The organism is Pseudomonas sp. M5A4_2d, from assembly GCF_053345295.1.
In genome coordinates, this window is sequence record NZ_JBKEZW010000003.1 from 283908 (window position 1) to 304145 (window position 20238).

22 protein-coding genes are annotated in these 20238 nt (G+C 63.1%); 21 read left to right on the top strand and 1 reads right to left on the bottom strand.

Going from position 1 to position 20238, the window contains the following annotated elements:
• The first annotated feature begins 228 nt into the window (after positions 1 to 228).
• From ACLBW8_RS11785 to ACLBW8_RS11880, 20 genes are read left to right on the top strand one after another with little or no spacing between them, the layout of a single operon-like run.
• On the top strand, positions 229 to 948 hold the full coding sequence (locus tag ACLBW8_RS11785; protein ID WP_447805419.1) for a beta-ketoacyl synthase chain length factor: 720 nt from the start codon (positions 229 to 231) through the stop codon (positions 946 to 948).
• Positions 924 to 1736, top strand: a complete 813-nt coding sequence (locus ACLBW8_RS11790; RefSeq protein ID WP_447805420.1) for a lysophospholipid acyltransferase family protein — start codon at positions 924 to 926, stop codon at positions 1734 to 1736. Before ACLBW8_RS11785 ends, ACLBW8_RS11790 begins: the two co-directional genes overlap by 25 nt.
• On the top strand, positions 1714 to 1983 hold the full coding sequence (locus tag ACLBW8_RS11795; protein WP_064450333.1) for a phosphopantetheine-binding protein: 270 nt from the start codon (positions 1714 to 1716) through the stop codon (positions 1981 to 1983). The genes ACLBW8_RS11790 and ACLBW8_RS11795 overlap by 23 nt, the downstream gene beginning before the upstream one ends.
• 9 nt (positions 1984 to 1992) lie before the next feature.
• Positions 1993 to 2247: an acyl carrier protein gene (locus ACLBW8_RS11800; protein WP_064450332.1), complete on the top strand. Its 255-nt coding sequence runs from the start codon at positions 1993 to 1995 to the stop codon at positions 2245 to 2247.
• The gene (locus ACLBW8_RS11805; RefSeq protein ID WP_407015907.1) at positions 2244 to 2789 is read left to right on the top strand and encodes a COG4648 family protein; all 546 of its coding nucleotides are present in this window, start codon (positions 2244 to 2246) and stop codon (positions 2787 to 2789) included. The genes ACLBW8_RS11800 and ACLBW8_RS11805 overlap by 4 nt, the downstream gene beginning before the upstream one ends.
• Positions 2786 to 4456 carry an ApeI family dehydratase gene (locus ACLBW8_RS11810; RefSeq protein ID WP_447805421.1) on the top strand — a complete coding sequence of 557 codons (1671 nt, stop codon included), beginning with the start codon at positions 2786 to 2788 and terminating at the stop codon, positions 4454 to 4456. Before ACLBW8_RS11805 ends, ACLBW8_RS11810 begins: the two co-directional genes overlap by 4 nt.
• A complete protein-coding gene (locus ACLBW8_RS11815) occupies positions 4449 to 5183 on the top strand; it encodes a glycosyltransferase family 2 protein (protein ID WP_447805422.1) in 735 nt (244 codons plus the stop codon). Before ACLBW8_RS11810 ends, ACLBW8_RS11815 begins: the two co-directional genes overlap by 8 nt.
• Entirely contained in the window at positions 5180 to 6115 is a 936-nt protein-coding gene (locus ACLBW8_RS11820; RefSeq protein WP_447805423.1) for an LpxL/LpxP family acyltransferase, read from the top strand. The genes ACLBW8_RS11815 and ACLBW8_RS11820 overlap by 4 nt, the downstream gene beginning before the upstream one ends.
• Positions 6099 to 7640 (top strand): HAL/PAL/TAL family ammonia-lyase, encoded by a 1542-nt coding sequence (locus ACLBW8_RS11825; RefSeq protein WP_447805424.1) that lies wholly within the window; start codon positions 6099 to 6101, stop codon positions 7638 to 7640. Before ACLBW8_RS11820 ends, ACLBW8_RS11825 begins: the two co-directional genes overlap by 17 nt.
• Entirely contained in the window at positions 7633 to 8058 is a 426-nt protein-coding gene (locus ACLBW8_RS11830; RefSeq protein ID WP_064450326.1) for an acyl-CoA thioesterase, read from the top strand. Before ACLBW8_RS11825 ends, ACLBW8_RS11830 begins: the two co-directional genes overlap by 8 nt.
• 29 nt (positions 8059 to 8087) lie before the next feature.
• Positions 8088 to 8738, top strand: a complete 651-nt coding sequence (locus ACLBW8_RS11835) for an outer membrane lipoprotein carrier protein LolA (protein WP_447805425.1) — start codon at positions 8088 to 8090, stop codon at positions 8736 to 8738.
• Positions 8728 to 11040: an MMPL family transporter gene (locus ACLBW8_RS11840; RefSeq protein WP_407015909.1), complete on the top strand. Its 2313-nt coding sequence runs from the start codon at positions 8728 to 8730 to the stop codon at positions 11038 to 11040. The genes ACLBW8_RS11835 and ACLBW8_RS11840 overlap by 11 nt, the downstream gene beginning before the upstream one ends.
• Positions 11041 to 11073: 33 nt before the next feature.
• Positions 11074 to 12321 carry an NAD(P)/FAD-dependent oxidoreductase gene (locus ACLBW8_RS11845; RefSeq protein WP_447805426.1) on the top strand — a complete coding sequence of 416 codons (1248 nt, stop codon included), beginning with the start codon at positions 11074 to 11076 and terminating at the stop codon, positions 12319 to 12321.
• Positions 12318 to 13052, top strand: a complete 735-nt coding sequence (locus ACLBW8_RS11850) for a class I SAM-dependent methyltransferase (protein WP_447805427.1) — start codon at positions 12318 to 12320, stop codon at positions 13050 to 13052. The genes ACLBW8_RS11845 and ACLBW8_RS11850 overlap by 4 nt, the downstream gene beginning before the upstream one ends.
• Entirely contained in the window at positions 13049 to 13531 is a 483-nt protein-coding gene (locus tag ACLBW8_RS11855) for a hypothetical protein (RefSeq protein ID WP_064450321.1), read from the top strand. Before ACLBW8_RS11850 ends, ACLBW8_RS11855 begins: the two co-directional genes overlap by 4 nt.
• Positions 13528 to 14694, top strand: a complete 1167-nt coding sequence (locus ACLBW8_RS11860) for a beta-ketoacyl-[acyl-carrier-protein] synthase family protein (protein ID WP_447805428.1) — start codon at positions 13528 to 13530, stop codon at positions 14692 to 14694. Before ACLBW8_RS11855 ends, ACLBW8_RS11860 begins: the two co-directional genes overlap by 4 nt.
• Positions 14691 to 15152 (top strand): ApeP family dehydratase, encoded by a 462-nt coding sequence (locus ACLBW8_RS11865; protein WP_064450319.1) that lies wholly within the window; start codon positions 14691 to 14693, stop codon positions 15150 to 15152. The genes ACLBW8_RS11860 and ACLBW8_RS11865 overlap by 4 nt, the downstream gene beginning before the upstream one ends.
• Positions 15149 to 15877 carry a 3-oxoacyl-ACP reductase FabG gene (fabG, locus tag ACLBW8_RS11870; protein ID WP_447805429.1) on the top strand — a complete coding sequence of 243 codons (729 nt, stop codon included), beginning with the start codon at positions 15149 to 15151 and terminating at the stop codon, positions 15875 to 15877. The genes ACLBW8_RS11865 and fabG overlap by 4 nt, the downstream gene beginning before the upstream one ends.
• Entirely contained in the window at positions 15877 to 17103 is a 1227-nt protein-coding gene (locus ACLBW8_RS11875) for a beta-ketoacyl-ACP synthase (protein ID WP_447805430.1), read from the top strand. Before fabG ends, ACLBW8_RS11875 begins: the two co-directional genes overlap by 1 nt.
• 27 nt (positions 17104 to 17130) lie before the next feature.
• Positions 17131 to 17580: a hypothetical protein gene (locus ACLBW8_RS11880; RefSeq protein WP_447805431.1), complete on the top strand. Its 450-nt coding sequence runs from the start codon at positions 17131 to 17133 to the stop codon at positions 17578 to 17580.
• 299 nt (positions 17581 to 17879) lie between these two features.
• Here the strand turns inward: ACLBW8_RS11880 and ACLBW8_RS11885 are convergent, their stop codons facing one another.
• Positions 17880 to 18773 carry a LysR substrate-binding domain-containing protein gene (locus ACLBW8_RS11885; protein WP_447805432.1) on the bottom strand — a complete coding sequence of 298 codons (894 nt, stop codon included), beginning with the start codon at positions 18771 to 18773 and terminating at the stop codon, positions 17880 to 17882.
• A 172-nt stretch (positions 18774 to 18945) separates the two neighbouring features.
• Between ACLBW8_RS11885 and ACLBW8_RS11890 the strand changes: the two genes are divergently transcribed.
• Positions 18946 to 20172, top strand: a complete 1227-nt coding sequence (locus ACLBW8_RS11890; protein ID WP_432751485.1) for an MFS transporter — start codon at positions 18946 to 18948, stop codon at positions 20170 to 20172.
• Positions 20173 to 20238: the final 66 nt, after the last annotated feature.

The following is a 20238-nucleotide window of genomic DNA, read 5'->3' on the forward strand; positions in this document are numbered from 1 at the left end:
CCCCGACACATTAAAAGGAATAGTCCGACAATCCTGTTGGCCTGAGGTAAAGGACAATGTGTAAATCCTTTCCAGAAAATTGTAATAAGCCGTGAACAATTATTTACCAAAGTTTGCTAGAACCCCGCAGCACCGGGATAATGCGCGCCATTCGGTCATTGTTCCCTGTCCCGGTATTCGGGGCCAACGGCCGCACATGGAAGCCCGCAGGGGCGGGATAACTTCTCAGTGATCACTTTCAATATCGCCCAATGGCGCGCCTGGGCTCCTGGCCTGGAGACTGCGCACGACTGGCACGCCTGGTGCCAGGCGCCCGTGATGCTGCCCGCAAGCGATGCGTCCCCCGATGTGTCATTCCTGCCCGCCATGCAGCGCCGCCGCCTGAGCCGACTGGCGCGCATGGCGTTCAGCGTGGGCTGGCCGCTGGCCGAGGGCCTGCAAGACCTGCCGCTGGTGTTTATCTCCCGGCACGGCGAAACCCCGCGCACCCTCGACATCCTCAGCGACCTGGCCAACGAGCAGCCGCTGTCGCCCACCCAGTTCAGCCTGTCGGTGCATAACGCGGTGATTGGCCTGTGGTCGATCCTGCGCAATGAAACCAGCGAAATGACCGCCCTCGCCGCTGCCGGCGATGGACTGGAACACGGCATGCTCGAAGCGGCCGCGCTGCTCAACGAAGGCGCCCCCGCAGTATTGCTGGTGATTACCGAAGAACAACCGCCCGAGGCCTACGCCAGCTGGATCGTTGACGTGCCCTTCCCCTATGCACTCGGCCTGCTGCTGACACCGGGCGACGAGTGGCGATTGGAACTAAACAGCGGCGCTGTCCAACTCACTCAAAACCAGTGGCCTCATGCCCTGAACCTGCTGCGCACCCTGCTCACTGAACGGGCCGCCTGCCAACATGCCTGGAAGAACCGCGTATGGAACTGGCAACGCCAGCCATGACCGACAAGCCACGGGACGCCTATTACTGGCGCCTGTTCGCCACCGCCGCCAGCTTCTTCCTGTTCGGCGTCGGCGGGCTGTGCCTGCGTCTGCTGGTTTTTCCTTTGCTCGGCTGCCTGCCGGGCAGCGCTGAAAAACACCAGCGCCGTGCCCGTCACACCATCAGCAAGCTGTTCTGGTTCTTTATTCGCCTGATGCAACGCGCCGGCGTGCTGACGTACAGCGTCGAAGGCGCGGAAAAACTCGGGCGCCCCGGCCAGATGATCATTGCCAACCACCCGTCGCTGATCGACGTGGTGTTTTTGATCGGCCTGGTGCGCCAGGCCAACTGCGTGGTCAAGCAGAGCCTGTGGCAAAACCCCTTTACCCGTGGGCCGGTGCGTGATGCCAGCTATATCAGCAACGACGGCAGCGCCGAAATGCTTGATGCCGCCGCCGATGCCCTGCGCGAAGGCCAGACACTGATCATCTTTCCCGAAGGCACCCGCACTTCACCCGGCGCGGTGCCCGCCTTTCATCGCGGGGGCGCCGCCATTGCGCTGCGCGGTGCGACAATCATCACCCCCGTGGTGATCAAGGTCAGCCCCAGCACCCTGACCAAGGCCGAACCCTGGTATCGCATCCCCAAATGCCGCGTGCACTTCAGTTTGCGGGTGGGTGCCGATATAGAACCACAAGCGTTTGCCGCACTTGGGCCTGCGCCCCAGGCTTCACGCAAGCTCAACGATTACCTGCATGACTATTTCATTAAGGAGCTCGCCGAAGATGAGCGACCAACACAGCCTTGAGCACGACATAAAGACACTGATCATCGAGGCCCTGGGCCTGGAAGACATCAGCGTCGACGACATCGGCAGCGAACAAACCCTGTTCGGCGAAGGCCTGGGCCTGGATTCAGTCGACGCCCTGGAATTGGGCCTGGCGATTCAGAAAAAGTACGGCATCAAGATCGATGCCGACGCCAAGGACACCCGCAATCACTTCACCAACGTGGCCAGCCTTGCGGCGTTCGTCACGGCCAGACAGGCAGCTTGAGACCGGACCATGCAAACTCGTGACGATATTTTCAACACCCTGCGCAACGCCATGGTGGAACTGTTTGAATTGCCGCCGGAACGCGTCACCCTCGACGCGAACCTCTACCAGGACCTGGAAATCGACAGCATCGATGCCGTGGACCTGATCGACCATATCAAGCGCCAGACCGGCAAGAAGATCGCCGCCGAAGAATTCAAGGCGGTGCGCACCGTCGATGACGTGGTTGAGGCGGTGTACCGTCTGGTCAGTCCAGCCGCATGAGACGCCTGATCGGCCTTGGCCTGTTGCTGGCGGGGCTGCTGTACCCCTTTGCGGTGTATTACGGCACCGAACACTTTGCGCCGTGGCAATTCGGCCTGCTGCTGGGCAGCCTGTGGCTGTTGCGTGCGCTGACCGGAGCGCGCCGCCCCGGCAGCCGCTGGATGGCCGTGGCGGTGATCCTGTTCTGCCTGCTGCTGGCCTGGTTCGACAACCCGCGCCTGCTGCGCTGGTACCCGAGCCTGGTCAGCGCGTTCATGCTGGCGCTGTTTGGCCTGAGCCTGAAATATGGCCCGCCGATGGTCGAACGCCTGGCGCGCATGACCGAGCCGCAGCTGCCGCCTGAAGCGGTTGTGTATACCCGCCGGGTCACCGTGGTATGGAGTGTGTTTTTTCTGTGTAATGGCCTGCTCGCCGCCGCCCTCACCCTGTGGGCGCCGCTGAGCTGGTGGACGTTGTACAACGGGCTGATCGCCTACGGGCTGATGGGGCTGTTGTTTGCCGTGGAATGGCTGGTACGACAAAGGGTTCGAGGCCGCGTATGAATGGGTTGAAACTTGAGCACTTGCTGCTTGAGCCGCTGGAACAACGGTCGGTCACCACCGAACCTGCGATGAATCACGCCCAACTGTGGGCCCAATCCCTGAGCCTGGCGGCGGGCCTGCAAGCGCGGGGTATCCAGCGTTTGGCGGTGCACCTTGAAGATGCCGGCCATCTGGCGATTGCCCTGCTGGGCGCGTGGCGAGCCGGGGTCAGCGTGCTGCTGCCCGCCGACCTGCAACCCCAGACCCGCCAACGCTGGGACGGTGCCGTAGACGCCTGGCTGGTTGACGCCGCCGATCTCGATGCGTTGTATCAAGTGCCATTGAGCCCTGCCGCGCTCGACCTGGATACTTGCCAGCTCAGCCTGTGCACCTCTGGCTCAAGCGGCGAGCCCAAGCGTATCGACAAGACCCTGCGCCAGCTGGCCAATGAAGTCGAGGCCCTGGAAGACCTGTGGGGCGCGGACCTCAAAGACGCCTGCATCATCGGCAGCGTCGCCACCCAGCACATTTACGGCTTGCTGTTCCGCGTGCTGTGGCCGCTGTGCGCCGGTCGCACCTTTGTGCGCAAACAACTGGCCTTCCCCGAAGACATGCAGCGCGCCAGCCGTGAGCACCCACAGTTCGCCTGGGTCGCCAGCCCGGCGTTGCTCAAGCGCATGGGCGATAACCTCGACTGGCCCGCGCTGAGCCAGGTGTCGCGTGTCTTCTCTTCTGGCGGCGCGTTGCCCGTGGAGGCTGCCGGCAGTCTGTACGACCGCTTGCAGCAATGGCCGACGGAAATCCTCGGCAGCTCCGAAACCGGCGGCATCGCCTGGCGCCAGGGTGCACAACCCTGGCAGCCGTTTGCCGACGTGCAACTGAGCCAGGACGCCGACGGCGCCCTGCGCATCGCCTCACCGTACCTGCCCGCCGGGCATATCGAACAAACTGCCGACGCTGCGCGCATCCATTCCGATGGCCGTTTCGAGCTGCTGGGGCGTCTGGACCGTATCGTCAAACTGGAAGAAAAACGCATCTCGCTGCCCATGCTGGAACAGGCGCTGATGGCCCATGACTGGGTCGCCGACACCCGGCTGGGCGTGGTGCAGGAAAACCGCGCATCACTCGGCGCGCTGGTGGTGCTCAGTGCCGAAGGCTTGCATGCCCTGCGCAACCAGGGCCGCCGCACCGTCACTCAAACCTTGCGCCAGCACCTGAGCCAACATTGCGAAGCGCTGGCCCTGCCCCGCCGCTGGCGTTTGCTGCGCCAGTTGCCGCTCAATGCCCAAGGCAAACTGCCCCAGGCCGACGTCGCCGCGCTGCTGCTGGCGCCACGGCCAAAAGCGCCGGAAGTGCTGGAGCAAGTCCAAGCCAATGGCGAATGGACCGTGCATCTGAACATTCCGCCGGACCTGGCCTACTTCAGCGGCCACTTCCCCGTCACACCGGTGCTGCCAGGCGTGGTGCAAGTGGAGTGGGCGTTCAACCTCGGCCAGCAACTGCTCGACCTGCCCGCCACCTTTGCCGGCATGGAAGTGCTCAAGTTCCAGCAACTGGTGCGCCCCGGCGATCAAGTTGAGTTACACCTGCGCTTCGACCCGGAACGCGGCAAGCTGTACTTCGCCTACCGCAACGGCGTCGCAGCCTGCTCCAGCGGCCGGATTCAACTGGTGACCGCGCATGCATAACCCCTGCGCCCTGATCCCGGTCTACAACCATGAAGCCGCCGTACCCGCCGTGGTTCACAGCCTGTTGAACAGCGGCCTGCCGTGCCTGCTGATCGACGACGGCAGCAGCCCGGCCTGCGCAGCGGTATTGGCGCAATTGGCGACGCTTGAAAACGTCACCTTGCTGACCCTGCCGAACAATCAAGGCAAGGGCGGCGCGGTCATGGCCGGTTTCCGCGAAGCTGCGCGCCTGGGCTTCACGCACGCCCTGCAAGTGGATGCCGACGGCCAGCACGACCTGCGCGAAGTCGAGTGCTTCCTCGACACCTCCCGCATGCACCCGGACGCCGTGATCTGCGGCTATCCGGAATACGACGAGAGCGTGCCCAAGGGCCGCCTGTACGCACGTTACCTGACCCACGTATGGGTGTGGATCAATACCTTGTCGCTGCAGATTCGCGACTCGATGTGCGGCTTTCGCGTGTACCCGCTGGCGCCCACCCTGGCGTTGATGGACTCGGCCTACATCGGTACGCGCATGGATTTCGACTCGGACATCCTGGTGCGCCTGGCCTGGCGCAACCAGCCGATGCGCTGGCTGCCGACCAAAGTGCATTACCCCGCCGACGGCTTGTCGCACTTTCGCCTGTTCCGCGACAACGTACGTATCTCAGCCATGCACACGCGGCTGTTCTTCGGCATGCTGGTGCGCGCGCCGATGATCCTGTGGCGACGGTGGCAGGCATGAGCGACAGCAGCAAACACTGGGCCGACCGTGAAGAGCGTGGCAGCTTCTGGCTGATGAAACTCACCGCCGTCGCCGCCAAGGTGCTCGGCCGCCGCCTGTTAAGCCCGGTGCTGTACGGCATCGTGCTGTACTTCTTCCTGTTCGGCCGCACGGCACGTCAGAGTGCCTGGGAATACCAGCAGCGCCTGGCCGACTGGAGCGGGCGCGATGCGTTGCGGCCCACCCACAAACGTGTATTCGGGCAGTTCATGGCGTTCGCCGACTCCTTGCTCGACAAGCTCGACTTGTGGAATGGCAAGCTGCGCATCGAACAGATTGAAATCAACGACCCCGCGCAATTGCGTGGGCAACTGCGCGGCGAGCGCGGGCAGATGCTCGTGGGCGCGCACCTGGGCAACCTCGAAGTGTGCCGTGCGCTGGCCGAGATCGGTGAACAAGTCACCATGAACGTGCTGGTGCACACCAAGCACGCAGAACGCTTCAACCGTCTGCTGGGCGAAGCCGGGGCAACCCATTTGCGCCTGATCCAGGTCAGCGAGCTGGACCCCGCGACCATGCTGCTGCTCAGCCAGCGCCTGGACGACGGCGAGTGGCTGGCGATTGCCGGCGACCGCGTGCCGCTGCACGGTGGGCGCAAGGTCCGCGTGGATTTTCTCGGCCATGACGCCGCGTTCCCCCAAGGCCCGTGGCTGCTGGCCGGCCTGTTGAAATGCCCGGTCAACCTGCTGATGTGCCTGAAACACAACGGCCGCTATCGCCTGACCATCGAGCCGTTCACCCTATTGATCGAATGGAAGCGCAGCACCCGCGAGCAGGTGATTGCCCTGTGGACCGCGCGCTACGCCGCGCGCCTGGGCCAGTTCTGCCTGGAAGCGCCCCAACAGTGGTTCAACTTTTACCCTTTCTGGAAGACCGATGACGACGCATCTTGAGCCGGTAACCTTTGGCGAACACGCTTTGCGCATTGAAGACGTATTGGCCCTGGCTAACCGTCAGGTGCCCACGCAATTGCAGGATGATGCCGCCTATCGCCAGCGCATTGCCAAGGGCGCGCAGTTTCTCGACTCGTTGCTGGACAAGGAAGGCGTGATCTACGGCGTGACCACCGGCTACGGCGACTCCTGCGTGGTGGCGGTGCCGTTGCAGCATGTCGAGGCTTTGCCGCGTCACCTCTACACATTCCACGGTTGCGGGCTGGGCAAGTTACTGGACGCCCAAGCCACGCGAGCCGTGCTGGCGGCACGTTTACAGTCGTTATGCCACGGTGTTTCCGGTGTGCGTGTGGAGTTGCTGGAGCGTCTGCACGCATTCCTTGAACACGACGTACTGCCGCTGATCCCGGAAGAAGGCTCGGTGGGCGCCAGCGGTGATCTGACCCCGCTGTCCTACGTCGCCGCGACCCTGTCCGGCGAGCGCGAAGTGATGTTCCGAGGTGAACGTCGCCAGGCCGCTGACGTACACCGCGAATTGGGCTGGGAGCCGCTGGTATTGCGCCCCAAGGAAGCCCTGGCATTGATGAACGGCACCGCCGTAATGACCGGCCTCGCCTGCCTGGCCTTCGCCCGTGCCGACTACCTGCTGCAACTGGCCACACGCATCACCGCGTTGAACGTGGTGGCGCTGCAAGGCAACCCGGAACACTTCGACGAGCGCCTGTTCGCCGCCAAGCCGCACCCGGGGCAGATGCAAGTCGCCGCCTGGTTGCGCAAGGACCTGGCGATTGATGCGCCGACCGCGCCGCTGCACCGCCTGCAGGATCGTTATTCGTTGCGCTGCGCGCCCCACGTGCTTGGCGTGCTGGCCGACAGCCTGAACTGGCTGCGCTCGTTTATCGAAATCGAACTGAACAGCGCCAACGACAACCCGATCATCGACGCCGAAGAAGAACGCGTGCTGCACGGCGGGCACTTCTACGGCGGGCATATCGCCTTCGCCATGGACAGCCTCAAGACCCTGGTGGCCAACGTTGCCGACCTGCTCGACCGCCAGCTCGCACTGCTGGTGGACGTGCGTTACAACCACGGCCTGCCGAGCAACCTGTCCGGTGCCACGGCCGACCGCGCGATGATCAATCACGGTTTCAAGGCTGTGCAGATCGGCACCAGCGCCTGGACCGCCGAAGCGCTGAAAAACACTATGCCGGCCAGCGTGTTCTCGCGCTCTACCGAGTGCCATAACCAGGACAAGGTGAGCATGGGCACCATCGCCGCCCGCGATGCAATCCGCGTGCTGGAGCTGACCGAGCAGGTCGCCGCCGCGACGCTGCTTGCCGCCAATCAGGGCGTGTGGCTGCGCGCCCAGGCTGACGATGCACGCGCGCTGCCGCCTGCCTTGGCCGCCATGCATGAAGAACTGGCCAAGGACTTCCCGCCGGTCATCGAAGACCGTGCACTGGAAGGCGAACTGCGCCTGTGCCTTAAACGTATTGCCGAGCAACACTGGAGGCTGCATGCGTAGCCAGGGCGTGTTGCATTGCGACACCGAGATCCTCGTGCCGTTTTTCGATATCGACACCATGAATGTGGTGTGGCACGGGCATTACGTGAAGTACCTGGAAGTGGCGCGCTGCGCGCTGCTGGACATGATCGGCCACAACTACACGGCGATGCTCGAGTCGGGTTACGCCTGGCCGGTGATCGACATGCAGCTGCGCTACGTGCGCGGCGCCACCTTTGGCCAGACGATCAATGTGCGCGCCAGCCTGGTGGAATGGGAGAACCGTTTGAAGGTCAACTACCTGATCACCGACCTCGCCAGCGGCGAACGCCTGACCCGTGCAAGCACCGTGCAAGTCGCGGTGGAAATTGCCAGCCGCGAGATGCAATTGGCCTCGCCCAAACCATTCACCGACGCCGTCGAAAGGGCCCTGAAATGAGACCTCCTGTGGGAGCGGGCTTGCCCGCGATGGACGTTAACGATAACGCCGGGCGCCTGACACTGCGCAGCGCCCTCAGGTTCTTCGCGAGCAAGCTCGCTCCCACAGGGGCCGGATTGTTGCTCAGTCTCAGCGCCCACGCCTTCGACCTGCAGCAGCTAAGCGATCAGTTGGCAAAACCGTCCGTGATCCACGGCAGCTTTATCCAGGAAAAACACCTGCGCGCCCTGCCCCAGCCACTGGTCAGCAAGGGCTCCTTCGTGCTCGCCAAAGACCACGGCCTGCTCTGGTTGCTGAAAACCCCGCTGCAACAGGATTACCGCATCAGCGCCCAGGGCATTGCCCGACGTGACGCCAACGGCTGGCAACTGCTGCCGAACAAGAGCGCCGGCGCCGAGCAGAATCGCCTGTTCCTCGCCGTGCTCCAGGGCGACAGCAGCGGCTTGCAGCGCGACTTCGAACTGCAACTGCAAGGCGCAGCCAACCAGTGGAAGCTGACGCTGACCCCACGTTCACTGCTGCTCAAGCAGGTCTTCACCCAGATCAATATCGACGGTGGCGAGCTGGTTAACACCATCGAATTGCTGGAAACCCAAGGCGACAGCACCGTGCTGCGCATGCAGGACAGCTCAGCCAGCCAGCCGTTGAGCGAATCGGAGCAACACGACTTTGCCCAGTGAGCGCCTGCTGCCGCGCCTGTTCCTGATCCTGCTGGTGGCCGTGCTGGCCCTGGCCGGCTGGCAATGGCGGCATGGCGCGCCGCTGTCGGCCAACTTGATGGAGCTGGTGCCCGGCAACACGCCGGACGCCCTCGAGCTGAAAGCCGAGCAGCGCATGCAAGAGCCCTTGAACCGCGAAATGCTGGTGCTGGTGGGGCATACCGACCGCCAGCAAGCGGTGGCCGTGGCACAACAACTGGGCGAGCGTTGGCAAGCCAGCGGCCTGTTTGAAAAGGTGCAGTGGAACCTGCAAGCCGACTTGCCGGCGCTGCGTGAGCAATTGCTGCGCGGGCGACTGGCGATGCTCTCGGCCAAAGACCGCGAACAACTGATCGAGCACCCCGACGCGTTTATCCAGCAACGCGTGCAAGCGCTGTTCGACCCTTTCACCGGGTTCAGCCTGGTGCCGAGCCAGGACGACTGGCTTGGCCTCACCGGGCGCATCCAGAACAGCCAGCCGCAACACGGTTCGGTACAACTGGATATCGGCAGCGGCGCGTTGATTGCCGACGCCGATGGCAAAAGCTGGGTGCTGCTGCGTGCGCGCACCACCGGCAATGCCTTTGATATGAAACTGCCGCTGCAAGTGGCGGATTTGCTCAAGGCCAGCCGCGCGCAGGCCAGCGAGCAAGGCGCGCAATTGCTCGCCGCCAGCGGCTTGCTCTATGCGGCCAACGGGCAGCAGCAGGCCACCCGCGAAATTACCTGGGTCGGCGGTGGCGCGACCCTTGGCATTCTGCTGCTGTTGCTCTTGGCGTTCCGCCGCTGGCGCGTGCTGCTGGCCTTTGTGCCGGTGCTGGTCGGCATGCTGTTTGGCGCGGTGGCCTGTGTGGCGCTGTTCGGCCATATGCATGTAATGACACTGGTACTCGGCTCCAGCTTGATCGGCGTGGCGGTGGATTACCCGCTGCACTACCTGTCGAAAAGCTGGAGCCTGCAGCCGTGGCGCAGTTGGCCGGCCTTGCGCCTGACCCTGCCGGGGCTGAGCCTGAGCCTGGCGACCAGTTGCATCGGCTACCTGGCGCTGGCCTGGACGCCCTTTCCGGCGCTGACGCAAATCGCGGTGTTCTCGGCTGCCGGCTTAGTCGGTGCCTACCTCTCGGCCGTGTGCCTGTTGCCCGCGCTGCTCAAGGGCCTCGAACTGCGCCCGGCGCAATGGCCGCTGCGCATTGCCGAATGCCTGTGGCTGTTGCGCGCGTCCTTGATCAAGCGCATACCGAGCCCGTTTTTGCTGGCGTGGGTGCTGGTGTTTTGTGCCGGTGGCCTGTGGCAACTGAACAGCAAAAACGACATCCGCCAATGGATCGGTGCCCCGCCGCAACTGCTGCAAGAGGCCCAGGCCGTGGCGCGCATCACCGGGTTCCAGCCCACCAGCCAGTTCTTCCTGGTGCGTGCAGACAACCAGCAACAGTTGCTGGAACGCCAGGCCGGCTTGGGCAAACGCCTGGACCAACTGGTGAACATGAACAAGCTGCAAGGCTACCTGGCGCTCAACCAACTGGTCAGCCAGCCTGCCGAGCAGCAACAACTGCGTGATGCGCTGGACCAACTCCCGCAACACTGGCAGCCGCTGCTGGACCTCGGCGTTCCCGCCAGCGCCCTGCACGCTGAAGTCGCGCAACTGAAAGCACTGCCCACCGAAGACATCGACGCTGCGCTGGTGGGGCCGTTGGCAGAACCGTGGCGCACGCTGTGGCTCGGCCCGGTAGACGGCGGCGTGGCCGCGATGGTCAGCTTGCAAGGCTTGAACAACCCGGCGCTGCTGCGGGTGCAGGCGCTGGACTTGCCCGGCGTGCAACTGGTGGATCGCCTGGGGGATTTGAACCGGGTGTTCGCCGACACGCAGATCAGCGCGGCTGAACTGAAATTGATGTCATGCGTGCTGATCGTAGTGTTGCTGATCCTGCCGTTCGGCTTTGGTGGTGCCTTGCGCATCGTCGCCCTGCCACTGCTCGCGGCGCTGTGCAGCCTGGCGAGCCTGGGCTGGCTGGGCCAGCCGTTGACGCTGTTCAGCCTGTTCGGCCTGCTATTGGTCACCGCCATCAGTGTCGACTACGCGATCTTGATGCGTGAGCAGATCGGCGGCGCCGCCGTGAGTCTTTTAGGTACGCTGCTGGCGGCGCTGACGACCTGGTTGTCGTTTGGCCTGTTGGCCGTGTCGAGTACACCGGCCGTGAGTAATTTCGGCCTGTCGGTCAGCCTGGGCCTGGCTTTCAGCTTTATGCTGGCGCCTTGGGCCGGCCATCAGAAGCACGCCTTATGAATGTGATTATCGCCAAAGTGGCAAGGAGCCCTCGTGCCCACAGTTGAAATGGAACGTCGCCAGGTGGTGGTGATCGGTGCCGGCCCGTCCGGTGCTATCGCCGCTGCGCTGTTAAAGCGCAACGGGCATGATGTATTGATTATCGAGCGCCAGCATTTCCCACGCTTCTCGATTGGCGAAAGCCTGTTGTCGCACTGCATCGACTTTATCGAAGAAGCCGGCATGCTCGACGCCGTGCAGGCCGCGGGTTTCCAGGTAAAAACCGGGGCCGCATTCGCCTGGGGCGAGCGCTACAGCGCGTTTGATTTCGGTGACACGTTCAGCAACGGCAAGCCCACCACCTTCCAGGTGCAGCGGGGCGAATTCGACAAATTGCTGGCTGACCAGGCCGCCTTGCAAGGCGTGGAAATTCGCTACGGCGAAACCATCGTCGGCGTGGATTTCGCCGGCGAAAGCCGCTACCTGCATGTGCGCCGCGAGAACGGCAGCGAATACCACCTCAAGGCCAAGTTCGTGCTCGACGCCAGCGGTTACGGCCGTGTGCTGCCGCGCCTGCTGGACCTTGAAGCACCGTCGAATTTCCCGGTGCGCCAGGCGGTGTTCACCCACGTTGAAGACCACATCGCCCACCCTGGCTTCGACCGCAGCAAAATTCTTGTCACCACCCACCCAACCCAGCGTGATATCTGGTTCTGGACCATCCCGTTCAGCAACGGCCGTTGCTCGGTGGGTGTGGTCGCGGCCAAAACGCATTTCGACGGCCGCGACGGCGACCTCGACGCCTGCCTGCGCGGGTTTATCGACGAAACCCCAAGCCTGTCCGGCGTGCTGCAAAACGCCGTCTGGGACACGCCTGCGCGCACCATCGGCGGCTACTCGGCCAACGTCAAAACCCTGCACGGCCCGGGCTTTGCGCTGCTGGGCAATGCGGCGGAATTCCTCGACCCGGTGTTCTCCTCTGGCGTGACCATCGCCATGCGTTCGGCGAGCTTGGCCGCCGGGCTGCTGCATCGCCAACTCAAGGGCGAAACAGTGGACTGGCAAACCGAGTTTGCCGAACCGCTGAAACGCGGTGTCGACACCTTCCGCTGCTACGTCGAAGGCTGGTACGCCGGGACCTTCCAGGACGTCATTTTCCACCCGGGCAGTTCGCCGGAGATTCGCCGGATGATCAGCGCAATCCTCGCCGGTTACGCGTGGGATGAGCGCAACCCGTTTGTCAGCGAGCCCAAGCGGCGGTTGCGGATGCTGTCGGAGATTTGTGCGAGTGAGCCGGTATGAGCAGCCAGTATTTAAGTAAGAACTACGTCGAAGAAACCAAATTCGGCTTCTGGTTCCTGCGCAGCCATACGTGGCAGCACCACGTATTGCGCGTAGCGATCAACGACCTGCGCGGCCTGTTCAGCGAGCCGCTCCCCGTGGCGCCAGTGTTGCTGGACGCCGGGTGTGGCCAGGGCAAATCCTTCAAGCTGTTGCAGCACGCATTTGCGCCCAAGCGCCTGATCGGCCTGGATGCCGACCTCCACAGCCTGGAGCTGAGCAAGGCCGAAGCCGCACGCCAAGGCCTGGCCATCGAGTTGATCGGCAGCGACTGCGCCACCCTGGAGGTACCGGACGAAAGCGTCGATATCCTGTTCTGCCACCAGACGTTCCACCATCTGGTCGAACAGCATCGCGCGCTGAAGGAGTTCTACCGCGTGCTCAAGCCGGGCGGCTATTTGCTGTTTGCCGAATCCACCGAAGCGTATATCGACACCTGGGTAATTCGCTGGTTGTTCCGCCACCCGATGCACGTACAGAAAAGCGCCGAAGAATACCTGGAGATGCTCCGCGAGCAGGGCTTTGAATTTAGCCCGCAGAACGTTTCCTACCCGTATTTGTGGTGGAGCCGTTCGAGCGATTTTGGCCTGCTCGAGCGCTGGGGCCTGCGTAACCCGCCGCCGGTGGGCCAGCGCGAAGAAACCCTGGTCAACTGCGTCGCACGCAAACCTTTAGTGAGCGCCACAGCATGATCCGCATGCTGTTGATCGGTTGCCTGTTGCTGCTGAGCGCCTGCGCCAGCCAGCCCCCGCTTCCGGAGAGAACGCCGGTGTTGAGCTTGCCCATGCAATTGCACGTGCAGCGCCGGGCGGGCGGCCAGAGCCAGGACTGGCTGCTGGTGATCCAGCGCGAAGGCGCTGCCCTTCGCTGGTCGATGATGGACCCGCTGGGCATTCCCCAGGCCCGGCAAAAGCTGATCAATGGCGAGTGGCAGGCCGATGGCTTGCTGCCGCCCAATCCCCAGGCGCGCGAGCTGTTTGCCGCCTTGCTGTTTGCCCTGACCTCGGCGGATGACGTGCACACGCTTTACCCGAGTGCCCAGGCGAGGGACCTCACACGCACGCTGCCGGGCCACTGGCAAATCGTGTACCAGTCTTCCGAGGTGTTTAGCGTGAACATGACGGGCCAACCCTTGAGCTACCGCATCACGCCGCTTGGGGTCGCCCGATGACGGCTTATCTCAACGCGCTCGGCGTAATCTGCGCCCTGGGCCGCGACCCGTCCGAGGTCAGCCGCAGCTTGTTTGCCGGCGACTGTTCCGGCATGCGCGCCGAAAGTGGTTGGGTGCCGGAGCGTGTGGTGCCGGTGGCGGGTGTGCATGGCGAACTGGCGAGTATCCCGGCTGAGTTGAACCAGCAAAGCAGCCGCAATAACCAGTTGCTGCTGGAAGCGGCGTTGCAGATCGAGGTTGAGATCCGCCAGGCGATCCACACCTACGGTGCCTCCCGCGTCGGCGTGGTGCTTGGCACCAGCACCTCGGGCATCGACGAAGCCAGCCGTGGCATCGCGCACTACCTGCGCGACCAGCAGTTCCCCGGCGACTACGACTACCAGCAACAGGAACTCAGCGCCCCGGCGAACTTCCTGGCCGACTGGCTGCAATTGAGCGGCCCGGCTTATGTGATTTCCACCGCCTGCACTTCCAGCGCCCGCGCGCTGATGAGTGCCCAGCGCCTGCTGGACCTGGGCGCGTGCGACGCGGTGATCTGCGGCGGTGTCGACAGCCTGTGCAAGCTGACGCTTAACGGTTTTAGCTCACTTGAAGCCGTCTCCAGTGAACGCTGCAATCCATTTTCGGTGAACCGCAATGGCATCAATATCGGCGAAGCAGCGGTGCTGTTTCTGATGACCAAAGCGCCCGCGCCCATTGCCTTGCTGGGCAGCGGTGCCAGTTGCGACGCGCACCATATCTCCGCCCCCGAGCCCACCGGCAAAGGCGCACTGCTGGCCATGCGCAAGGCCTTGGCCAGCGCGAAACTGGCGCCCGAGCAGATCGGTTACCTGAACCTGCATGGCACCGCGACCCATCATAACGACGCTATGGAAAGCCTCGCTGTCGCCAGCCTGTTCCCCGATGGTGTTGCCTGCTCATCGACCAAACCCATGAGCGGCCACACCCTCGGTGCGGCCGGCGCGCTGGAAGCGGCGTTCTGCTGGCTGAGCCTGACCCATGGCCGGGTGCCGCCGCACGTGTGGGACGGCCAGGCCGACCCGGCGTTGCCCGCGTTGCAATGGGCGCACACTGGCGACACCTTGAAAAAACGCTGCCTGATGAGCAACTCGTTTGCCTTCGGTGGCAACAACGTCAGCCTGATTATCGGAGAGGCCCCATGATCGATTGGCCACTCGCCGAACTGCTGCCTCACGCGGGCGACATGATCCTGATCGACCAGGTGCTGTCGTTCGATGAAGAGCAAGTTCACACCCGCACCACCGTCAAGCCCGGTGGCCTGTTCAACCGCCCGGACGGCAGCCTGCCGGCCTGGGTCGGTATCGAGCTGATGGCGCAAAGTGTCGCCGCCTATGCCGGTTGCCGCGCCCGCCAAAAAGGCGAAGCCGTGGAACTGGGTTTCCTGTTGGGCACACGTAAGTTCGAGTGCAACGTGGAATGCTTCCCAGCCGGCGCCGAACTGCGCATCCATGGCCTGCGCTCCCTGGAAGACGACAACGGCATGGGTGTGTTCGAATGCCACCTCACCGGCGACGGTATCCAGGCCAGCGCGCGCTTGAACGTATTTCGACCGCCCCAGGCGGCCAACTATTTAGATGAATCGAAGGACGAAACGCCATGACTGAATCCGTACTGGTCACCGGCTCCAGCCGTGGCATCGGTCGCGCCATTGCCCTGCGCCTGGCCCAGGCCGGGCATGACATCGTGCTGCATTGCCGCAGTGGTCGCGTTGAAGCCGACGCGGTGAAGGTCGAGATCGAAGCCCTGGGCCGCAACGCGCGGGTGCTGCAATTTGATGTGGCGGACCGCGCCAGTTGCAAAGCCATCCTTGAAGCCGATGTGGAACAACAGGGCGCCTATTACGGCGTGGTGCTCAATGCCGGCCTGACCCGCGACGGCGCGTTCCCGGCCTTGTCCGAAGACGATTGGGACGTGGTGATGCGTACCAACCTGGATGGCTTCTATAACGTTTTGCACCCGGTGATGATGCCGATGATTCGTCGTCGCGCGGCGGGCCGTATCGTCTGCATTACCTCGGTTTCCGGGCTCATCGGCAACCGTGGCCAGGTCAACTACAGCGCCTCGAAAGCCGGCTTGATTGGTGCGGCCAAAGCCCTGGCCATCGAGCTGGGCAAGCGCAAGATCACCGTCAACTGTGTGGCTCCCGGCTTGATCGACACCGCTATGCTCGATGAAAACGTGCCGGTGGAAGAACTGATGAAGATGATCCCTGCGCAGCGCATGGGCACCCCGGAAGAAGTCGCCGGCGCAGTGAATTTCCTGATGTCGGCCGAAGCCGGCTATATCACCCGCCAGGTCCTGGCCGTGAATGGAGGCCTGTGCTGATGAAACGCGTCGTCGTCACCGGCATGGCCGGCATGACCTCCCTGGGCAGCGACTGGGACACCATCGCCGCCAACTTTCGCGCCAACCGCAGCGGCATTCGGCGCATGGACGAGTGGGACCGTTTCACCGAATTGAACACGCGCCTGGCCGGGCCGATCGACGATTTCGTGGTGCCCGCCCACTGGACACGCAAGCAACTGCGCAGCATGGGCCGTGTGTCGCGCCTGGCGGTGTGGGCGGCGGAGCAGGCATTGCAGGACGCCGGTTTGCTCGGCGACGAGTCGATCAAGGACGGGCGCATGGGCGTGGCCTGCGGCTCGTCCACCGGCAGCACCGACGAGATCAAGGCGTTCGGCAATATGCTGCTGAATTCGGTGGCCGAAGGGCTGAACGCCAACTCTTATGTGCGCATGATGCCGCACACTACGGCGGCGAATATCAGCATCTTTTTTGGCCTCACCGGGCGCTTGATTCCCACGTCCAGCGCCTGCACCAGCGGCAGCCAGGGCATCGGCTATGCCTATGAGGCCATCAAGTTCGGCCGCTTGCCGTTGATGCTCGCGGGCGGCGCCGAAGAGTTGTGCCCCACCGAAGCCATGGTGTTCGACGCGCTCTACGCTACCAGCCTGAAAAACGATGCCCCACAAACCAGCCCGCGCCCTTATGACAGCGGCCGTGATGGCCTGGTGATAGGCGAAGGCGGCGGCATGCTGGTGCTGGAAGAACTGGAACACGCCCTCGCGCGTGGCGCGCATATCCATGCCGAGATTGTCGGTTTCGGCAGCAACGCCGACGGCCAGCACACCACCCGCCCGGAGCAGAAAACCATGCGCCGCGCGATGGAGCTGGCCCTGGAAGATGCCGGGCTGGAGCCGTCCGCCATCGGCTACGTCAACGGCCATGGCACCGCGACCGATCAAGGCGATATCGCCGAGACGTTGGCAACAAGCAGCTTGTTCGGCAGCCGTATGCCGATCAGTTCGCAGAAAAGCTTCCTCGGCCACACCTTGGGCGCGTGCGGGGCGCTGGAGTCCTGGTTCAGCATCGAAATGATGAACCGCGACCAGTACGTACACACCTTCAACCTGGATACCGTCGACCCGCAATGCGGCCAGCTGGATTACCTGCAAGGTGGTTTTCGCGAGATGCACCACGACTACGTGATGAACAACAACTTTGCGTTTGGCGGCGTCAACACCTCGCTGATCTTCCGCCGCTGGTCCTGAATTTTTTAATCGATTGGAGAAAACGGAATGTCTTCCTTGCTACGCGCCACCCTGATCACCCTGGCCCTGCTGAGCACCGCCGGCTGCACCAGCAAGCCGGTACTGAACACACAGCACGACCTGCCAGCCGCGACCCAGGTCAGCGAAGAAACCATGAAACAGGTGATCGTCGCAGCCCTGCAAAAACGCGAGTGGACCGTGCAACGTTTCGGCCCGCAACTGGTGCAGGCCGAAATCACTGTGCGTAACCAGTATTACGCGGCCATCGACATTCGCTACACCCGCAACAGCTACGCCATCACCTACCGCGACAGCCGCGACCTGGGCTACAAGGACGGCAAGATCCATCGCAACTACAACCGCTGGGTGAGCATGCTCGACCGCGACATCATGGCGGGCTTGCAGAGCCGTGGTGCGAATGTGCCGGGGTCGGCGCCGCAAGTGCTTGAGCAGCCGGGGGCTTCGAAGCAGAACTGAAGTTTTCCGATTCTGCAGAAACGACAAAGGGCGCCTTTCGGCGCCCTCTTCACAAACAGGTTGGCTTGTCATCGCCGCGTCCTGCCTGGCTCTGCGATGGGTGGATGCCCAGGATCCTCAGAGTCTCACAAGCCCCTTTCGGGAACTCGGCCAGTCTGCCTGAAAACAGCTCGCCTGCAATCGGTGGCAAAGCGCCGCTCATCTCTGATCCACTTCATCGCAACCCCAGCGCACTGCGCACCGCCGCTTTATTCTTGCGAATGACTAAGCCGGTTGCGTTACCTGATAGGTGACAGTCCCTACATCGCCGCCTTGCGCGTCAGAAGTTCCACAAACGCCCTGGCCATAGGGGTTTGCGCGCCTTTGCGTTGCACCAGCCACACGGCCGTCACCGCTTCCTGATCGAGCAAGGTGCGATACACCACGCCATCAATGCGTATGCGCTGGTACGACGCCGGCAGCACCGACACCCCCAACCCCGCCGCCACCAGCCCAATGATGGTCATCGCCTCCCCCGCTTCCTGGGCGAAGTGCGGGCTGAAGCCAGCATCACGCGCCAGGTTGAGCAATTGTGCGTAGAGGCCGCTGCCGTAGCTGCGAGGGAAAAACACGAACGGTTCTTCAGCCAGCTGCGCCAGGTACAAGCCGCGCTCGCTGCCTTCCACCAAGGGATGGCCGGCGTTCAGTACGGCGACCAGGGGCTCACGCATCAGCTCGATGACACTCAACGAGTCCGGCAACGGCAACGGGCGCATCAGCCCCACCTGAATCGACTCATCCACCAGCGACTCGGCCACTTCGGTGCTGCTCATTTCCTGCAAACTCAGGTGCACCGCCGGGAAGGCCTGGCGAAATGCAAAAATCGCCTGCGGGATGCTGGCGTTGAACGGCGCCGACGAAGTGAAGCCGATCTTCAACTCCCCAAGCTCGCCCAACTGCGCGCGGCGCGCCACATCGGCGGCTTTATCGACCTGCGCCAGCACCAATCGCGCCTCGTGCAGGAACAACCGCCCCGCCTCGCTCAGCTCGACACGACGATTGGTCCGCTCAAACAAGCGCGCGCCCACCTCTTGTTCCAGCGCCTGAATCTGCTGGCTCAGCGGCGGTTGCGAGATGCCCAGCACCTGCGCGGCACGGCCGAAATGCAGTTCTTCGGCGACGGCGATGAAGTACCGCAGGTGACGCAATTCCATGCAAGCCTCATTAGGTCGTAAAAGCTATCAAACAGGTCGAACAATATATTGGAAAGAATCATTAGGCAGCTATATTCTTTTTCGCATTGCCAGTCCTGGCAGGCTTTCCCTCGCCGAGGTCCCCGTGAAATCTGCTGTCGCTCCCTTTGCTCAAGAAGTCCCGCCTACCGCCCTGGATGAGGTGGTGGCCCAGCTCAACGAGACGTTCATCGAAAAAGGCACGCCGATGTTCATGCGCACGGTGCTGGCGCTGTTCTCCGGCGGGTTTGCGACCTTTGCCCTGCTGTATTGCGTGCAGCCGATGATGCCGGCGCTGTCTCACGAGTTCTCCATCAATGCCGCGCAAAGCAGCCTGATTCTCTCTGTAGCAACGGCGATGCTCGCCTTGGGCTTACTGATCACCGGCCCGATTTCCGACACCTTGGGGCGCAAACCGGTGATGGTCGCCGCGCTGTTCTGCGCGGCACTGGCCACCATTGCCAGCGGCTTGATGCCAACGTGGGAAGGGATTCTGCTGATGCGTGCGCTGGTGGGCCTGTCATTGAGCGGCCTGGCCGCCGTGGCGATGACCTACCTGAGCGAAGAGATCCACCCGCAACACATCGGCCTCGCGATGGGCTTGTATATCGGCGGCAACGCGATTGGCGGCATGAGTGGGCGCTTGATCATCGGCGTGTTGATCGACTTCGTCAGCTGGCACACTGCAATGCTGATCATCGGCGCCCTGGCGCTGATCGCGGCCACCGTGTTCTGGAAAATCCTCCCCGAATCGCGCAACTTCCGCGCCAGCAGTCTCAAGCCGCGCAGCCTGGTCGACGGCTTCGTCATGCACTTCAAGGACGCGGGCCTGCCGTGGTTGTTCCTCGAAGCCTTCCTGCTGATGGGCGCGTTCGTGACGATGTTCAACTACATCGGCTATCGCCTGCTGGCCTCGCCCTATGAATTGAGCCAGGCCGTGGTTGGCCTGCTGTCGCTGGTGTATTTGTCGGGCATCTACAGCTCGGCGAAAATCGGCTCCCTGGCGGATCGCCTCGGCCGTCGCCGCGTGCTGTGGGGCACCATCGTGCTGATGCTCGCCGGCATGGCCCTGACCCTGTTCACCCCGCTGTGGCTGGTGGTGCCGGGCATGCTGATCTTCACCTTCGGCTTCTTCGGCGCCCACTCGGTGGCCAGCAGCTGGATCGGCCGGCGTGCAGTGAAAGCCAAGGGGCAGGCGTCGTCGTTGTACCTGTTCTGCTACTACGCAGGCTCGAGTATTGCCGGTACGGCGGGCGGGTTCTTCTGGCACTTTGCCGGGTGGAATGGGATTGGTGGCTTTATCGTGGCGCTGCTGGTTGGCGCGCTGTTGGTGGCGCTGAAGCTGGCGAAGTTGCCGCCGCTGGGGAATGTAAAGGCCTGACGCGGTCCTGCTTTATGTGGGAGCGGGCTTGCTCGCGAAGGCGGTGCTTCAGTGACGAATTTATCG

Excerpts from the sequence above, each read along its gene's own strand:
- fabG (WP_447805429.1), top strand. The coding sequence starts at position 15,149 with ATGACTGAATCCGTACTGGTCACCGGCTCCAGCCGTGGCATCGGTCGC.
- ACLBW8_RS11850 (WP_447805427.1), top strand. The coding sequence starts at position 12,318 with ATGAGCAGCCAGTATTTAAGTAAGAACTACGTCGAAGAAACCAAATTC.
- ACLBW8_RS11860 (WP_447805428.1), top strand. The coding sequence starts at position 13,528 with ATGACGGCTTATCTCAACGCGCTCGGCGTAATCTGCGCCCTGGGCCGC.
- ACLBW8_RS11855 (WP_064450321.1), top strand. The coding sequence starts at position 13,049 with ATGATCCGCATGCTGTTGATCGGTTGCCTGTTGCTGCTGAGCGCCTGC.
- ACLBW8_RS11880 (WP_447805431.1), top strand. The coding sequence starts at position 17,131 with ATGTCTTCCTTGCTACGCGCCACCCTGATCACCCTGGCCCTGCTGAGC.
- ACLBW8_RS11835 (WP_447805425.1), top strand. The coding sequence starts at position 8,088 with ATGGACGTTAACGATAACGCCGGGCGCCTGACACTGCGCAGCGCCCTC.
- ACLBW8_RS11810 (WP_447805421.1), top strand. The coding sequence starts at position 2,786 with ATGAATGGGTTGAAACTTGAGCACTTGCTGCTTGAGCCGCTGGAACAA.
- ACLBW8_RS11790 (WP_447805420.1), top strand. The coding sequence starts at position 924 with ATGGAACTGGCAACGCCAGCCATGACCGACAAGCCACGGGACGCCTAT.
- ACLBW8_RS11795 (WP_064450333.1), top strand. The coding sequence starts at position 1,714 with ATGAGCGACCAACACAGCCTTGAGCACGACATAAAGACACTGATCATC.
- ACLBW8_RS11875 (WP_447805430.1), top strand. The coding sequence starts at position 15,877 with ATGAAACGCGTCGTCGTCACCGGCATGGCCGGCATGACCTCCCTGGGC.
- ACLBW8_RS11820 (WP_447805423.1), top strand. The coding sequence starts at position 5,180 with ATGAGCGACAGCAGCAAACACTGGGCCGACCGTGAAGAGCGTGGCAGC.
- ACLBW8_RS11885 (WP_447805432.1), bottom strand. The coding sequence starts at position 18,773 with ATGGAATTGCGTCACCTGCGGTACTTCATCGCCGTCGCCGAAGAACTG.
- ACLBW8_RS11830 (WP_064450326.1), top strand. The coding sequence starts at position 7,633 with ATGCGTAGCCAGGGCGTGTTGCATTGCGACACCGAGATCCTCGTGCCG.
- ACLBW8_RS11865 (WP_064450319.1), top strand. The coding sequence starts at position 14,691 with ATGATCGATTGGCCACTCGCCGAACTGCTGCCTCACGCGGGCGACATG.
- ACLBW8_RS11815 (WP_447805422.1), top strand. The coding sequence starts at position 4,449 with ATGCATAACCCCTGCGCCCTGATCCCGGTCTACAACCATGAAGCCGCC.
- ACLBW8_RS11800 (WP_064450332.1), top strand. The coding sequence starts at position 1,993 with ATGCAAACTCGTGACGATATTTTCAACACCCTGCGCAACGCCATGGTG.
- ACLBW8_RS11805 (WP_407015907.1), top strand. The coding sequence starts at position 2,244 with ATGAGACGCCTGATCGGCCTTGGCCTGTTGCTGGCGGGGCTGCTGTAC.
- ACLBW8_RS11825 (WP_447805424.1), top strand. The coding sequence starts at position 6,099 with ATGACGACGCATCTTGAGCCGGTAACCTTTGGCGAACACGCTTTGCGC.